At 70.2% G+C, this 14,207-nt stretch carries 14 protein-coding genes; 8 read left to right on the top strand and 6 right to left on the bottom strand.

Going from position 1 to position 14,207, the window contains the following annotated elements; all coding sequences use genetic code 11:
• Positions 1-121 precede the first annotated feature (121 nt).
• Entirely contained in the window at positions 122-916 is a 795-nt protein-coding gene (locus tag ABD164_RS16120) for an ABC transporter ATP-binding protein (RefSeq protein ID WP_344297378.1), read from the top strand.
• 117 nt (positions 917-1,033) lie between these two features.
• Entirely contained in the window at positions 1,034-1,282 is a 249-nt protein-coding gene (locus tag ABD164_RS16115) for a type B 50S ribosomal protein L31 (protein WP_136706977.1), read from the top strand.
• A 204-nt stretch (positions 1,283-1,486) separates the two neighbouring features.
• Here ABD164_RS16115 and ABD164_RS16110 read toward each other — a convergent pair whose 3' ends face one another.
• Positions 1,487-2,188: an exonuclease domain-containing protein gene (locus ABD164_RS16110; protein WP_344297374.1), complete on the bottom strand. Its 702-nt coding sequence runs from the start codon at positions 2,186-2,188 to the stop codon at positions 1,487-1,489.
• 126 nt (positions 2,189-2,314) lie between these two features.
• Between ABD164_RS16110 and ABD164_RS16105 the strand changes: the two genes are divergently transcribed.
• Entirely contained in the window at positions 2,315-3,208 is an 894-nt protein-coding gene (locus tag ABD164_RS16105; RefSeq protein WP_344297372.1) for an alpha/beta fold hydrolase, read from the top strand.
• Positions 3,205-4,299 (top strand): glycosyltransferase family 4 protein, encoded by a 1,095-nt coding sequence (locus ABD164_RS16100; RefSeq protein WP_344297370.1) that lies wholly within the window; start codon positions 3,205-3,207, stop codon positions 4,297-4,299. The genes ABD164_RS16105 and ABD164_RS16100 overlap by 4 nt, the downstream gene beginning before the upstream one ends.
• 20 nt (positions 4,300-4,319) lie before the next feature.
• Here ABD164_RS16100 and ABD164_RS16095 read toward each other — a convergent pair whose 3' ends face one another.
• A complete protein-coding gene (locus ABD164_RS16095; RefSeq protein ID WP_344297384.1) occupies positions 4,320-5,153 on the bottom strand; it encodes an NAD-dependent protein deacetylase in 834 nt (277 codons plus the stop codon).
• A 130-nt stretch (positions 5,154-5,283) separates the two neighbouring features.
• On the opposite strand from ABD164_RS16095, the gene ABD164_RS16090 reads away from it, so the two are divergent.
• A complete protein-coding gene (locus tag ABD164_RS16090) occupies positions 5,284-6,102 on the top strand; it encodes a TrmH family RNA methyltransferase (protein WP_344297368.1) in 819 nt (272 codons plus the stop codon).
• Positions 6,099-7,394 carry a D-alanyl-D-alanine carboxypeptidase family protein gene (locus ABD164_RS16085; RefSeq protein WP_344297366.1) on the top strand — a complete coding sequence of 432 codons (1,296 nt, stop codon included), beginning with the start codon at positions 6,099-6,101 and terminating at the stop codon, positions 7,392-7,394. The genes ABD164_RS16090 and ABD164_RS16085 overlap by 4 nt, the downstream gene beginning before the upstream one ends.
• On the opposite strand, the gene ABD164_RS16080 is transcribed toward ABD164_RS16085, so the two are convergent.
• A complete protein-coding gene (locus tag ABD164_RS16080; protein ID WP_344297364.1) occupies positions 7,373-8,161 on the bottom strand; it encodes an SGNH/GDSL hydrolase family protein in 789 nt (262 codons plus the stop codon). The two genes, ABD164_RS16085 and ABD164_RS16080, sit on opposite strands and share 22 nt — an antisense overlap.
• 158 nt (positions 8,162-8,319) lie before the next feature.
• Between ABD164_RS16080 and ABD164_RS16075 the strand changes: the two genes are divergently transcribed.
• Entirely contained in the window at positions 8,320-10,116 is a 1,797-nt protein-coding gene (locus tag ABD164_RS16075; RefSeq protein ID WP_344297362.1) for a DEAD/DEAH box helicase, read from the top strand.
• Positions 10,117-10,173: 57 nt separating this feature from the next.
• Here ABD164_RS16075 and ABD164_RS16070 read toward each other — a convergent pair whose 3' ends face one another.
• Positions 10,174-11,409, bottom strand: coding sequence for a trans-sulfuration enzyme family protein (locus ABD164_RS16070; protein ID WP_344297360.1), 1,236 nt, complete (start codon positions 11,407-11,409; stop codon positions 10,174-10,176).
• Positions 11,410-11,519: 110 nt separating this feature from the next.
• Here ABD164_RS16070 and ABD164_RS16065 point away from each other — a divergent pair, with 110 nt between their 5' ends.
• On the top strand, positions 11,520-11,996 hold the full coding sequence (locus ABD164_RS16065) for an Lrp/AsnC family transcriptional regulator (RefSeq protein ID WP_344297358.1): 477 nt from the start codon (positions 11,520-11,522) through the stop codon (positions 11,994-11,996).
• 39 nt (positions 11,997-12,035) lie between these two features.
• Here the strand turns inward: ABD164_RS16065 and ABD164_RS16060 are convergent, their stop codons facing one another.
• Both ABD164_RS16060 and ABD164_RS16055 read right to left on the bottom strand, forming a co-directional pair.
• Entirely contained in the window at positions 12,036-13,127 is a 1,092-nt protein-coding gene (locus ABD164_RS16060; protein WP_344297356.1) for a VIT1/CCC1 transporter family protein, read from the bottom strand.
• A gap of 202 nt (positions 13,128-13,329) precedes the next feature.
• Positions 13,330-14,199 carry a DUF3097 domain-containing protein gene (locus ABD164_RS16055; RefSeq protein ID WP_344297354.1) on the bottom strand — a complete coding sequence of 290 codons (870 nt, stop codon included), beginning with the start codon at positions 14,197-14,199 and terminating at the stop codon, positions 13,330-13,332.
• Positions 14,200-14,207: the final 8 nt, after the last annotated feature.

The raw sequence follows: 14,207 nt of genomic DNA, 5'->3' as shown, positions 1-14,207 counted from the left end.
CCGATCCGGGAGGCATTCTCGGCTTAACGCGCCGCGCTCAACTCAAACCTGATCGGTGGATCGAGGCTGAGACGTGTCGCGCGCGCAAGAGGGGTCTTCGCCTGCCGATAGCATTGGACGCATGTCGAGTGCGAGTACGGTCCTGCAGTTCCGCGATGTGTCGGTGATCCGCGATGGCAACACGATTCTCGACTCGGTGACGTGGAAGGTCGACTCCGACGAGCGCTGGGTCGTGCTCGGGCCAAACGGTGCGGGCAAGACCACGCTCCTGCAGATCGCGGCCGCGGCGATGCACCCGACCACAGGTAGCGCCGAGGTGCTGCAAGAGGCACTCGGCAAGGTCGACGTGTTCGAGCTCCGCCCCATGATCGGGTTCGCCTCGACGGCGATGGCCCGACGCATCCCGCGCGATGAGACGGTGGTCGATGTCGTGCTCACCGCGGCCTACTCGGTCACCGGCCGCTGGAACGAGGAGTACGAGGGCATCGACGTTCGCCGCGCCGAGCGCGTGCTGAAAGAGTGGGGCCTCGAGGGCTTCGCCGATCGTCGCTTCGGCAGCCTTTCCGACGGCGAGCAGAAGCGCGTGCAGATCGCCCGATCGGTCATGACCGACCCCGAACTCCTGCTGCTCGATGAGCCCGCAGCGAGTCTCGACCTGGGCGCCCGTGAAGAGCTCGTCGGCCTGCTCGGCGGGTACGCTGCGTCGCCGTCGTCGCCCGCGATCGTCATGGTCACGCACCACGTCGAAGAGATCCCCGCGGGCTTCACGCATGCCCTGCTGCTCGCCGACGGCAAGATCGTCGCATCAGGACCCCTCGCCGAGGCGCTCACCTCCGAGACGCTCACCGAGACGTTCGGCATGACCATCGAGCTCACCGAGCGCGACGAACGGTTCGCCGCGCGTGCATCGGCCTGACGTGCGACGTCGTCGGTTCTGCTAGAATCGATAGCTGGCCCGAGGGCCGCAGTACTTTCCTGCGCGCGCAGGTTCTCGTATCCACCATCCGATCGCCGATATCTCAAGGAAGTCTCCATGAAGACCGACATCCACCCCGAGTACAACGCCGTCGTCTTCCGCGACCTCGCTTCGGGCGAAACGTTCCTCACCCGCTCGACCGTGACGAGCGACAAGACCATCGAACTCGATGGCGAGACCTACCCCGTCATCGATGTCGAGATCTCGTCGGCATCGCACCCGTTCTACACGGGCAAGCAGCGCATCATGGACTCGGCCGGCCGCGTCGAGAAGTTCAACCAGCGCTTCAAGAACTTCGGCAAGTAATCCAGCCGAGCCGAAGGGGCGGGTGACTCGAGTCGCCCGCCCCTTCGTCGTCCCTGGCGCGGAACGGCCACGGCCAATCCCGCAATGTAGGAACAATCGACGTCTCGTCGGCGTGTCACCGGCGCTCGCACGGCGATGCGCGCGGTTGTTCCTGCATCAGCGCGAGTGAAGCGGGGCGGATGTCACGAGCCGGGCCTCGTGGCGTCAGCGCACGGGCCAGACGCCCGAGGTCGTGAACTCGGGCTCGCCGTTGGCGCGGCGCCACGCCTGATAGCTCTCGGCCTGCTCGCGGCTCCAGTCGACCTGGCGTGCGTGCAGCTCGGCGACGGCGATGACCGCCAGCTCGGGGTACGCCCGCGCGATGGCCTGGGCGACGCGGCCGGCGGCGACGGCGTCGGCGCCCGCGTCGTGCGCGTTGGGCAGCGCCACGCCGTAGTGCTCGGCGGCGGCCGTGAGCGTGCGCTTTCCGCGCCGGTACCGATCGACCGCCTTGTCGATGACGAGTGGGTCGATGACCGGCCCGGGGCCCGGCAGGGGAGTGACGCCGTAGCGCGCGGCCTCGCGCTCGAGCAACGTGAGGTCGTATGACGCGTTGTAGGCAACGATCGGCAGGCCGCGTGCCGCGACATCGGCGAGCGCGGCGACGATCTCAGCCACGGCCGTCGGCGCCGGCTGGCCCTCGAGTCGCGCGCGCTCGGTGGTGACGCCGTGGATGAGCGACGCGGCGGTGGGGATCTCGACGCCGGGATCGACGATCCACTCGCGCTGTTCGAGCACCTCTCCTGATGCACCGAGCACTCCGACGTGCGCGGTGACGATGCGACACGTGTCGACGTCGATGCCGGTGGTCTCGAGGTCGAAGACGGCAAGGGTGTCGGCCCAGCGGGCGGCGTTCGTATCATGCATGGCGTTAGGCTATGGTCGCCCACCGTCATCGCCTCGGTGCCGGCACGCGTGTCCGGGGCATCCGGTCGCCGAACACTCGCGAAGACTCGCAGCAACCGCGCGAAGCACGCCCGTAGAATGGCTGGGATGATCGCCTCCCCGTACGCCGAGCAGCTCGCTCGCATCCCCGTTCGGGCGCACCGTGTCGACGTCGACGGCACCGAGACCGCGTGGTGGGAGTACGGCGAGGCCGATGCCCCGGTCCTCGTGCTCGTGCACGGGTTCCGCGGCGACCACCACGGGCTCGAACCGGTCGTCGCCCAACTGCCGGGCTTCCGCATCATCTCGCCCGACCTGCCGGGGTTCGGCGAGTCGGCCACGTTCGCCGGGCGCCGCCACGACATCGATGCCTATGCCGACTGGCTCGCCGCGTTCATCGGCGCGATCGGCCTCGATGGGCCCTACGACCTGCTCGGGCATTCGTTCGGTTCGATCGTGTCGGCAGCCGCCGTCGCTCGCGGGCTCGCTCCCGAACGCCTCGTGCTCGTGAACCCCATCGGCGCGCCCGCGCTCGAAGGCCCGAGGGGCATCATGACCCGGCTCGCGGTGCTCTACTACCGCACCGCGGCAGCCCTGCCCGAACGTGCAGGCTATGCGCTGCTCGCGAATGGCGCCATCGTGCGCGTCATGAGCGTGACGATGGCCAAGACCCGGCAGAAGCCGCTGCGCCGCTGGATCCACGACCAGCACGACCGCTACTTCTCGGCGTTCGGCGACCGCGACGCCGTGCTCGAGGCGTTCCGCGCCTCGGTGAGCCACGACGTCAGCGAGTACGCCGCCGACATCCACGTGCCCACGCTGCTCGTCGCCGCCGAGCGCGATGACGTCACCCCGCTCGAGGCCCAGCACCGGCTCGTCACCCGGTTCGCCGACGCGAAACTCGAGGTGATCCCCGAGGTCGGCCACCTCATCCACTACGAGACGCCAGGTGACGCGGCCGCCCGCATCCTGCGGTTCCTGCGCGAAGAGGCACCCGCGTGAAGATCGTCGTCGACTGCCGCTACACCCGCATCGGGCAGCACGACGGCATCAGCCGATTCACGGCGGGCATCGTCACCGAGCTCGCGAAGCGGCATCCGCTCACCATGCTCATCAGCGACCACCGCCAGCTCGACATGCTTCCGCCGCTGCCATGGCAGTTCGTGAGCTCGCCGACGAGCATTCGCGAGCCGCTCGTCGCGCGGCAGGTGAAGAAGCTGCAGCCCGACATCGTGTTCACCCCCATGCAGACGATGGGGTCGTGGGGCCGTGACTACCGGCTGCTGCTGACGCTGCACGACCTGATCTACTACGAGAACCGAACCCCGCCGCGAGACCTGCCTGCACCGGTGCGACTGCTGTGGCGGCTCTACCACCTCGCCTGGTGGCCGCAGCGCATGCTGCTGAATCGCGCCGACGCCGTGGTGACCGTGTCGCAGACGACTGCGGGCCTCATCCGCGAGCACCACCTCACCGATCGCCCGGTGGTCGTCGTGCCGAACGCGGCCGATGACCTGCGCCCGGCTGTGCTGCCGCGCGCGAGACCGACCGGCAACCGGCTCGTCTACATGGGGTCGTACATGCCCTATAAGAACGTCGAAACGCTCGTGCGGGCCGTCGCCGCGCTGCCGGATCACGAGCTGCACCTGCTCAGTCGCATCGGCGGGCCTGAACGCGAGCGGTTGACGCGGCTGGCACCGCAGGCACGGCTCGTCTTCCATGACGGCGTGACCGATGCCGCGTACGCAGACCTGCTCTCCGGCGCAACGGCACTCGTGCACGCGTCGAAGGCCGAGGGCTTCGGCATCCCGCTCGTCGAGGCCATGCGCCTCGGCACCCCTGTGGTGGTGAGCGACATCCCGATCTTCCGTGAGATCGGCGGCGATGCCGCGCTGTTCTTCGATCCCGAAAGTCCCGAGTCGCTCGTCTCGGCGCTGTGGTCGCTCGAGCGCGAGGGTGAGTGGGAACGCCGATCGGCAGCGTCGGTCGAGACGGCTGCGAAGTACAACTGGGCGGACTCGGCCGACCGCCTGCTGGCGCTCATTCGCCAGACGGTCGCGGCGCGTGGGCGGCGGCACAGCCGGCGTTCGTGAGCCCGACCGAGGGGCGTGGCTCACACGCCCCGGTGCGCCAGCGCCCCGGTGCCGGTCAGGGCGTCGGCGAACGCGACGAGCGTCTCGCTCGCGCCCGCGTCGATCTTGACCGCCGCGCGACTGTCGCCCCTGGTGACGCCGCGGTTGACGACCACGATCGGCAGCTTGCGGCGCCGCGCCTGCTCGATGAGGCGGATTCCCGAGTTCACGACGAGCGACGAGCCCGCGACGAGCAGCACGTCCGACGAGGTCACGAGCGCCGCCGCGGCTTGGAAGGTCGTGATCGGCACGAACTCGCCGAAGAACACGACGTCGGGCTTCAGTACACCGCCGCACACTGTGCACGCGGGGATGACCATCGCGTCGACGTCGTCGACCTCGACGTCGCCGTCGGGCGCCGGCCGGATCGCGGTACTGAGGTCGATCGACGGATTGAGCGTCTCGAGCTCGTCGGCGATGGCCTGCCTGGCGTAGTGCTGCCCGCACTGCAGGCAGACCACGCGGTCCATGCTGCCGTGCAGTTCGACGACGTGCCGACTTCCGGCACGGCGGTGCAGTCCGTCGACGTTCTGCGTGATGACGCCTGCAACGTTGCCCGCTCGCTCGAGCTGCGCAAGCGCGAGGTGCCCGCGATTGGGCTGCGCCGCCCCGAAGTTGCGCCAGCCGAGGTGGCTTCCGGCCCAGTAGCGCTTGCGCGCGTGTTCAGAGGCGAGAAAGGTCTGCACGGTCATGGGCGTGCGAACGGGCGCTCCCTCGCCGCGATAGTCGGGGATGCCCGAGTCGGTGCTGACGCCCGCGCCGGTGAGCACTGCGACGCGGGCCCCGCGCACGAGGGCGATCGCCTCGTCGATCATTGCGTCGGTCGCCGTCGGCGCCTCGATGCCGATGTCCACGGTGGTCTCCCTTCGACCGGTACGGCTGAGTCTAGACGCGTCGGTTTTCCGGAATGTTTCGTCAACTGGCACCCTTGAGGGGAGGAGACCCATGCACATCGAACGAGTCCGCGACGCGGCATCCGATTCCGTCGCCGACTACGCTCGGCTGACCGACGTCGCGCTGCGAAGCGCCCACGAGCCCGAGCACGGGCTTTACATCGCCGAGTCGGCGAAGGTCATCCGGCGTGCGATCGCCGCCGGGCACCGGCCGCGATCGGTGCTCATGGAAGAGAAGTGGCTGCCGGGCCTCGAATCCGCCCTCGCGCCGTTCGACGTACCCGTGCATCTCGCCGACGCAGACCAGCTCGAGGCGATCACGGGGTACCGGGTGCATCGGGGAGCCCTGGCCGCGTTCGAACGGCCCGATCTGCCCGACCCGGTCGAGCTGCTGGCCGGCGCACGTCGCGCCGTCGTGCTCGAAGACATCGTCGACCACACCAACGTCGGAGCCATCTTCCGCTCGGTCGCGGCCCTCGGCGCCGACGCTGTGCTGGTGAGCCCCCGCTGCGCCGACCCCCTCTACCGGCGCAGCGTGCGCGTGAGCATGGGCACCGTCTTCCAGGTTCCGTGGACGCGTCTGCCGGAATGGCATGAAGCACAGCGGATGCTCCGTGGTGCCGGTTTCGAGGTCGCCGCGCTCGCACTCACCGAAGGCGCGATCTCGCTGCGCGAACTCGCTGCGGCACCGCCCGAGCGCCTCGCGCTGGTGTTCGGCGCTGAGGGCGACGGACTCAGCACGCACGCGCTCGAGGCCGCCGATCGCGTGGTGACCATTCCGATGCGGCACGGGGTCGACTCGCTCAACGTCGCGGCCGCCGCAGCGGTCGTGCTGTACGCACTCGCCGTCGACGGTGAGGGTGACGCATGACCGACCGTCCCGCCATCGACCCGGGCGCGCGCAAGCGCACGTACCGTCGCCGTCGCATCGTCGTGTTCGGCGCCCTCGCCATCGTGCTGGCATTGCTCGTGAGCGGCGGCGTGTACACGGCGAACGCGCTGGGCGCGCCTGTGCCGGTGGCCGCCCCCGAGGTCTCGACCCCTCACCCGATCGTCGCCGAACCGCAGGCGCTCGCGCTGCCGGGCTTCGGGGGCTATGCCGTCGGGGCCGTCGGGTTCGACGGACTGCTCGCCGCCGGCAACGCCGACCAGTCGATGCCGAGCGCGAGCATCACCAAGATCATCACCGCGCTCGTGATCCTCGACGCGCACCCGATCCCGGCAGGCGAAGGCGGCCCCGAGATCGCGTACACCGAGGCCGACATCGACATCTACTGGGACATGGTCGCCCAGAACGGCTCGGTCGCGCCGGTCGCGGCCGGCTCGTCGCTCACGCTCCGCGAGAGCCTCGAGGCGATGCTCCTGCCCTCGGGCAACAACTACGCCATCTCGCTCGCGAACTGGGCGTTCGGCTCGGGCGACGAGTTCCTGACCGTCGCACGTGCATGGCTCGACGAACACGGGCTGACGAATACGCGCATCGCCGACTCGAGCGGCCTCTCGCTCGACAACGTGAGCACGCCGACCGACCTCATCGAGCTCGGCAAGCTCGCCCTCGCCGACCCCACGCTCGCCGAGATCGTCGCGACCAAGAGCGTCGTCGTGCCCGAGCTGGGTCCGCTCGAGAATTCGAACAAACTCCTCGGCACACACGGCGTCGACGGCATCAAGACGGGCACGACCGATGACGCGGCCAACCTGCTCTTCTCCGCCGACTTCGCCGTGGGGTCGTCGACCGTGACGGTCGTCGGCGTGCTGCTCGGCGGTGAGAACCACGCGGTGCTGCGCAGCGCGATCGCGGCACTGCTCGACACTGTCGGGCCCGGGTTCCACGAGGTCGCGCCGCTCGAAGCGGGGCAGCAGGTCGCCGAGTACGACACGCCATGGGGGGACTCGGCGACGGCGAGAGCCGCCGACGGGGCATCCGTCATCGTCTGGAGCGACACCCCGGTCGAGGTCGAGGTGCACGCCCAACCCGTGGCGCTCGCGGCCACCGGCGACGAGGTCGGAACAGCGACGGTGCGGGCCGGCACCCAAGAGGTCACCGTGCCACTCGTGCTCGACGGCGCGATCGACGACCCCGGCACCTGGTGGCGCCTCACGAACCCGGGTGCGCTCGACGCCGCGACGCCGCAGACGCCTCAGTCGCTCGACGAGAGGTAGGGCGCCGCGTCGGGCCGCTTCGCGCTGACGAAGTCGCCCGACGACTGGTGGCGGATGCGCCGCAGCACCCACGGCACGAGGTACTCGCGCGCCCAGTTGAGGTCTTCGACGCGCGCCTGCCGCCAGGTGCTGTGGGGGAGCGGCTCGGGCCTCATCGGTTCGAGTTCGTTGTCGACGTTGAGGGCAGCCAGCACCATGCGCGCGACGGTGTGGTGGCCGAGGGAGTTCAGGTGCAGCCGATCGGGCGACCACATGCGCTGATCTTGCACCTCGGTGAGCGCCCACTGGTCGGCCACGACGCAGTCGTACTTCTGGGCGATGGTGCGCAGGTTCTCGTTATAGATCGCGACCTTGCCGCGGATGCCGCGGAACACGGGCGAGAAGCCGACATCGACCCCGGTGAAGATGACGATCGTGGCGTGGTCGCGTGAGAGCCGCTCGATCGCGTATTCGAATCGCGCCGAGATCTCGTCGGGGTCGGTGCCGGGCCGGATCACGTCGTTGCCACCGGCCGAGATCGTGATGAGGTCGGGATGCAGGGCCAGCGCGGGCTCGAGCTGCTCGTCGATGATCTGCTGGATGAGCTTGCCGCGCACGGCGAGGTTCGCGTACGCGAAGTCTTCGGTTCCCTGCGAGAGCACCTCGGCGACGCGGTCGGCCCAGCCGCGATGGCCGCCGGGCACGGTGGGCTCGGGGTCGCCGATGCCCTCGGTGAACGAGTCGCCCAGGGCGACGTAGCGGGACCAGGGATGCTGCTGCGTGACCATCCCCCCATTGTGCCAAGACCGGCGGACCGAGGTGGACGATCGGGTGGCCGGTCGGCGACGTCAGGTTGGCGAGGTCGGGTGGGCGAGGTCGGGTGGGCGACCTCGAGCGGGCGACGACGGTTCGGGGATGTCGCAGGGCTCGGCTACGCTCGAATCCAGTGAGCACCTCGACCCCCTTCGGCCCCCAACCGGGCACGTCGGCAGCCGAACATCTCTCACCGTCGTTCCCCGAGCGCGCCGCATGGGGCACCGCATCGAAGCTGCGTGCCTGGCAGGCCGAGGCGCTCGAGCAGTACCTCGCCGACCTGCCTCGTGACTTTCTCGCAGCGGCCACGCCTGGCGCCGGCAAGACCACGTTCGCCCTGCGCCTCGCCGCTGAATTGCGCGCTCGGCGCATCATCGACCGCATCACCGTCGTCGCCCCCACCGACCACCTCAAGCGGCAGTGGGCCGATGCCGCGGCGCGCGCGGGCATTCGCCTCGACCCGGGATTCCGCAACGCGCACGGCCGCAGTGCCAGGCACTTCCACGGCGTGGCCGTGACCTACGCGCAGGTCGCGATGCGCCCCGCCCTGCACCGCGAGCTCACGCTGTCGGGCCGCACGCTCGTCATCCTCGACGAGGTGCATCACGGCGGCGACACGCTGTCGTGGGGTGACGCGATCCGCGAGGCGTTCGGGCCCGCCGAGAAGCGGCTCTCGCTCACCGGCACGCCGTTCCGCTCTGACACGGCGCCGATCCCGTTCGTGCAGTACGAGCCCGATACGCAGGGCGTTCGGCTCTCGAAGACCGACTACGCCTACGGCTACGGCCGTGCACTCGCCGACGGCGTCGTGCGCCCCGTGATCTTCATGGTCTACGCCGGCCACATGCGTTGGCGCACGAAGGCCGGCGACGAGATGGAGGCGAGGCTCGGCGAAGACAACACGAAAGACATCACGTCGTCGGCCTGGCGCACGGCGCTCGAACCCACGGGCGAGTGGATTCCTGCGGTGCTGCGGGCCGCCGACCGCCGACTCACCGAGGTGCGGCACAGCATTCCCGACGCCGGCGGGCTCGTCATCGCCACCGACCAGTCGATGGCGCGTGCCTATGCGAAGATCCTCGAAGAGGTCTGCGGCGAGCCCGTCACCGTCGTACTCTCCGACGAGAAAGAAGCCAGCTCGCGCATCGAGGAGTTCTCAGCGAACACCCGCCGCTGGATGGTGGCCGTGCGCATGGTGTCCGAGGGTGTCGACGTGCCACGGCTCGCGGTCGGGGTCTACGCCACGAGCTCGTCGACGCCGCTCTTCTTCGCCCAGGCCATCGGCCGGTTCGTGCGGGCCCGACGTCGCGGCGAGACGGCGTCGGTGTTCCTGCCGAACGTGCCGGTGCTCATGGCGCTCGGCTCGCAGCTCGAGGTCGAGCGCGACCACGCGCTCGACCGTCGTGGTGCCGACGCCGACGACGACGGGCTCGACGACAGCCTGCTCGAGTCGGCGAACCGTGAGGAGCGCGCGTCCGAAGAGCTCGAGCTCGGTACGTGGGAGGCGATCGGCTCCGACGCCTCGTTCGACCGGGTGCTCTACGACGGCACAGAGTTCGGCACCCTCGCCGAGCCCGGCAGCGACGAAGAATACGACTTCATCGGCATTCCCGGCCTGCTCGAACCCGAGCAGGTGTCAGAGCTGCTGCGCCACCGCCAGGCCCGGCAGGCCCGCCGCGCGGGCGAACGCCGCAAGCACACCGTCGAGTCCGACAGCCCCGAGCCGGTGGCGCTCTACCGCACCCTCAAAGAGCAGCGGTCGCTGCTCAACAGCCTCGTCGGGCTATGGGCGCGCCACACCGGCGAGGCGCACTCGCAGGTGCACGCCGAGCTGCGCCGGGTCTGCGGTGGCCCGGCCGTCGCGCAGGCGACAGTGACCCAGCTGCAGGCGCGTATCGAACTGCTCCGGCGGCGCCTCGGTAGCCGGTGAACGGCTGAGGCGGCGCCGCTGCAGTCGCTGCGGTCGCGGAACGCCGTAGACGCGAGCTCAGCCGGCCTCGACGGTCATCGACGGCGTTGCCGCGTCGTCATCGAGTCCGACGAGTTCGGCTGCGGCGTCGAGTGCAGCCATGAGGTCGCTCGTGAGGTCGTCGACGTGCTCGAGCCCGATCGCGAGCCGCACGATGCCGGCGCCGGGCTTCGCCTCACCGGCGACGGGCCGGTGCGTCAGCGAGGCCGGGTGCTGCACGAGCGAGTCGACGCCCCCGAGCGAGACGGCGTGCGTGATGAGCTCGCACGACTCGGTGAACCGGGCGGCAGCGTCGTAGCCGCCGGCCAGTTCGATCGCGATGATCGACCCGGGGCCCTCCATCTGGGTGCCGATGAGACCGGCGGGGTCCTGACCGGGCAGACCCGGGTAGTGCACGCGAGCGACCGCGGGGTGGGTGAGCAGTCGTTCGGCGACGATCTGCGCGCTCGCCTGCTGTGCACGCACGCGCAGGGGCAGGGTGCGCAGGCCGCGGTGCAGCAGGTATGCGGCCATGGGGTGCAGGAGCCCGCCGGTGAGGGCGCGCACCTGGCGCAGACGCTCGACCCATTCGCGGTTGGCGGCGACGACCCCGCCCATGACGTCGCCGTGGCCGCCCAAGTACTTCGTCGCGCTGTGCAGCACAAGTGTCGCGCCGTGCTCGACGGGGCGCTGCAGCACGGGCGTGGCGAACGTGTTGTCGACGAGCAGCGGCACGTCACCGGCCGCGTCGGCGATCGCTCGCAGGTCGACGAGTTCGAGCGTCGGGTTCGCGGGCGTCTCCACGACGACGAGGCCCGTGTCGGGGCGGATCGCTTCGCGGATCTCCGAGACATCGGCCCAGGTCACCTCGGTGCCGAGCAGTCCGCTCGCGAGCACGTGGTCGGTGCCGCCGTAGAGCGGACGCACCGCGACGATGTGAGGCCGGCCCGCCGAGGCGGTTGCGATGAGCGTTGCTGCGAGTGCCGCCATCCCGGATGCGAACGCGACCGCACCCTCGGTGCCCTCGAGTCCGGCGAGCGACTCCTCGAAGCGGGCGACCCCGGGCTGCCAGAGACGCTGGTAGACGGCCGAACGGCCCTCGCCGAGATCATGCCCGGTCGCGAGCTCTTCGTAGGAGAGGCCGCCGGTCTCGACGGAGCCGAGCGGGTTCGTGGTCGAGAAGTCGATGACGGGGACGTGGGATCCGCTCTCTCGGACGCCCGCCATGCCGCCGTGGACGGCGCGGGTCTCGAGGTGCGACGACGATGTCTGCATGCCTCGAATGAAGCAGATTCTTGCGGAACAAGCAAACGCGAATGCAGGATCAGTGCGATATGCTGCGATTCGCGAATGTTCTGCAAGATCCACGCCGAAGGAGCCCGCCCATGGCGCAGAAACCCGAACTCGATCGTGTCGACCGTGCCCTGCTCGCCGCCCTGTCGACGAACGCGCGCGCATCGGGTGCCGCCCTGGCGTCCGAGGTCGGGGTCGCCGAGTCGACGGTCTCGCTGAGACTCCGCCGCCTGCAGTCGCTCGGCACGGTGCGCGGCTATCGCGTCGACGTCGATCTCGCCTCGCTCGGCGTCTCGCTGCAGGCGCTTATCGCCATTCGCCTCGTGAAGCACGATCGCGGCGAGATCGACGCCTTCCGCGCCGCCGTGCCGCATCTGCCGGGTGTGCTGGGCGTCTTCCACATGGCGGGCGCCGAAGACTACCTGCTGCATGTCGCCGCCCGCGACGCCGAAGAGCTTCGAGAGTTCGTACTGGCCCATCTCACGGGACATCCGGCCGTCGCGCACACCGAGACGAATCTCATCTTCGAACACGTCGACGGCGACGGCTGGAACAAGCTCGTCGGCTGAGGTCGGCCGCCAGTGGCCCGCCTGCCGGCGGCCCGCCGATCAGGCGAGCGTGGTGCCGAAGGCGAGCCCCAGCAGGTACGTCACGGCCGCAGCACCGAGGCCGATGGCGAGCTGCCGCATCGCGCGCTTGAGCGGTGACGCACCCGAGAGCAGGCCGACGATCGCGCCGGTCACGAGCAGGGCGATGCTCACGAGCACCGTCGCGGTGACGACAGCAGCGATGCCGCTCATGCCGAACAGGTAGGGCAGCACGGGAATGAGCGCGCCCGACGCGAAGAAGAGGAAGCTCGAGATCGCCGCGTTGAGACCGGTGCCGACCGCGTCATCATCGTGCTCGGTGACGGTGAGCGCGTCGGTCGGCGCGGTGCCGCGCCCGGCGGCCTGCACCCTCGCCACCACGAGCGCCGCGTGTTCGGCGGCGTCCTGCTCGTCCATGCCGCGCGCGCGATAGACGAGGGCGAGCTCGTTGGCGCCGACGTCGAGGTCGACGAGTGCCTCGCGAGCCGTCGGGTCGGGCGCGGACGCCTCGAGCAGCTCTCGCTGCGACCGCACCGACACGTACTCGCCGGCGCCCATCGACAGCGCCCCTGCGAGCAGGCCCGCGATGCCGGTGAACAGCACGACCCCGCTCGAGACCCCGGTCGCGCCGATGCCCAGCACGAGGGCCAGATTCGAGACGAGGCCGTCGTTCGCGCCGAACACCGCCGCACGGAACGTGCCGGCCAGACGCCGCCGTCCGCGCGCCGCGAGTCCGCGGACCACCTCACCGTGGATGCGCTCGTCGGCCGCCATGGCGGGCGTCGCATCGGGGTCGGTGGCATACGGCGAGCGGGCTTCGGCGCGCTGGGCGAGGGCGAGCACGAAGATCGAACCGAATCGGCGCGCGAGCGAGCCGAGAATGCGGGTGCGGATGTCGGCACGGGGCGTGCCTGCGCCGTCACCGTCGAGCAGCCGCAGCCAGTGCGCCTCATGGCGCCCCTCGGCCGCGGCGAGCGCGAGCAGGATCTCGCGTTCCTCACCCTCGCGGCGTGCGGCGAGTTCGCGGTACACCGCGGCCTCGGCTCGCTCGTCGGCGAGATACCTGCGCCACTTGGCGCGGTCGGCCGCAGTCGCGCTGGTCGGCTCGGTCATGGTGCTCCATTCGCGAGCGCGTGGCGGGGGCGGTGCGCCCGGGGCCTCGCGCTCCGTCACGTCTCCGCCGCGTTCGCGGCCGTGAGCCACGATATCGTCGGTCGCCGCGAGATCGGCGGAATCTCGCGGATTGGCAGCATTTCGGAGCGCCGAACGGGCGTGTGCGGCAGCGCCGCCGACCCGCTGTCTGCGGCTCGGCGGATCAGGTCGCCGGTGTCGTCACGAAGTCGATGAGCTCCTCGACGCGCCCGAGCAGCGCCGGTTCGAGATCGCCGTATCCGCGCACGCGACCGAGGATGTGCTGCCACGCCCGCGCGATGTCGGCCTGCTCGGCGTGCGGCCAGCCGAACGCCTCGCATACGCCGTGCTTCCACTCGGTGCCGCGAGGGATCACCGGCCACGCGGCCTTTCCGAGTCGTGCGGGCTTCACCGACTGCCAGATGTCGATGAACGGATGTCCCACCACGAGCACGTGCGCGCGATGCGGGCCACGCGCCACGGCGTCGGCGATGCGCTGCTCCTTCGACCCGGGTACGAGGTGGTCGACGAGCACGCCGGCCTTGCGGCCCGGGCCTGGTCGAAACTCGGTGAGCACGTCGCCCAGCACGTCGACGCCCTGCAGATACTCGACGACGACGCCTTCGACGCGCAGGTCGGCGCCCCACACCTTCTCGACGAGCTCGGCATCGTGGCGGCCCTCGACGAAGATGCGGCTCGGCAGCGCGACCCGTGCTGGCGAGGAGTCGACCGCGAACGACCCCGACGCGGTGCGAACTCGCCCTGCAGGCGCCTTCGCCTTGGGGGCGATGAGCTGCACCGCGTTGCCGTCGACCAGGAACCCGTGGCCGAGCGGGAACATGCGCTTCGCACCGAAGCGGTCTTCGAGCGTGACGATACCCTTCGCGAGCCCGACGACCGCACCGCAGAAGCCGCTCTCGGCGAGCTCGACGACGAGGTCGCGCTCGGCTTCGACGGTCGGAATCACCCGCCGACCGCGCGCCTTCCAGTCGCCGGCGAGCACGTCGCTGCCGTACCGATCGGGACCTGGGCTGTCGTGGGATGTCGCGGGCACCGGTCGAG

This window comes from Agromyces neolithicus, assembly GCF_039529735.1.
GTDB lineage: Bacteria > Actinomycetota > Actinomycetes > Actinomycetales > Microbacteriaceae > Agromyces > Agromyces neolithicus.
Note: the sequence above shows the minus strand (reverse complement) of the source record. Positions and strands in the feature narration are given on the sequence as shown.

Excerpts from the sequence above, each read along its gene's own strand:
- ABD164_RS16090 (WP_344297368.1), top strand. The coding sequence starts at position 5,284 with ATGCACATCGAACGAGTCCGCGACGCGGCATCCGATTCCGTCGCCGAC.
- ABD164_RS16120 (WP_344297378.1), top strand. The coding sequence starts at position 122 with ATGTCGAGTGCGAGTACGGTCCTGCAGTTCCGCGATGTGTCGGTGATC.
- ABD164_RS16060 (WP_344297356.1), bottom strand. The coding sequence starts at position 13,127 with ATGACCGAGCCGACCAGCGCGACTGCGGCCGACCGCGCCAAGTGGCGC.
- ABD164_RS16080 (WP_344297364.1), bottom strand. The coding sequence starts at position 8,161 with ATGGTCACGCAGCAGCATCCCTGGTCCCGCTACGTCGCCCTGGGCGAC.
- ABD164_RS16085 (WP_344297366.1), top strand. The coding sequence starts at position 6,099 with ATGACCGACCGTCCCGCCATCGACCCGGGCGCGCGCAAGCGCACGTAC.
- ABD164_RS16105 (WP_344297372.1), top strand. The coding sequence starts at position 2,315 with ATGATCGCCTCCCCGTACGCCGAGCAGCTCGCTCGCATCCCCGTTCGG.
- ABD164_RS16115 (WP_136706977.1), top strand. The coding sequence starts at position 1,034 with ATGAAGACCGACATCCACCCCGAGTACAACGCCGTCGTCTTCCGCGAC.
- ABD164_RS16110 (WP_344297374.1), bottom strand. The coding sequence starts at position 2,188 with ATGCATGATACGAACGCCGCCCGCTGGGCCGACACCCTTGCCGTCTTC.
- ABD164_RS16095 (WP_344297384.1), bottom strand. The coding sequence starts at position 5,153 with ATGATCGACGAGGCGATCGCCCTCGTGCGCGGGGCCCGCGTCGCAGTG.
- ABD164_RS16070 (WP_344297360.1), bottom strand. The coding sequence starts at position 11,409 with ATGCAGACATCGTCGTCGCACCTCGAGACCCGCGCCGTCCACGGCGGC.
- ABD164_RS16065 (WP_344297358.1), top strand. The coding sequence starts at position 11,520 with ATGGCGCAGAAACCCGAACTCGATCGTGTCGACCGTGCCCTGCTCGCC.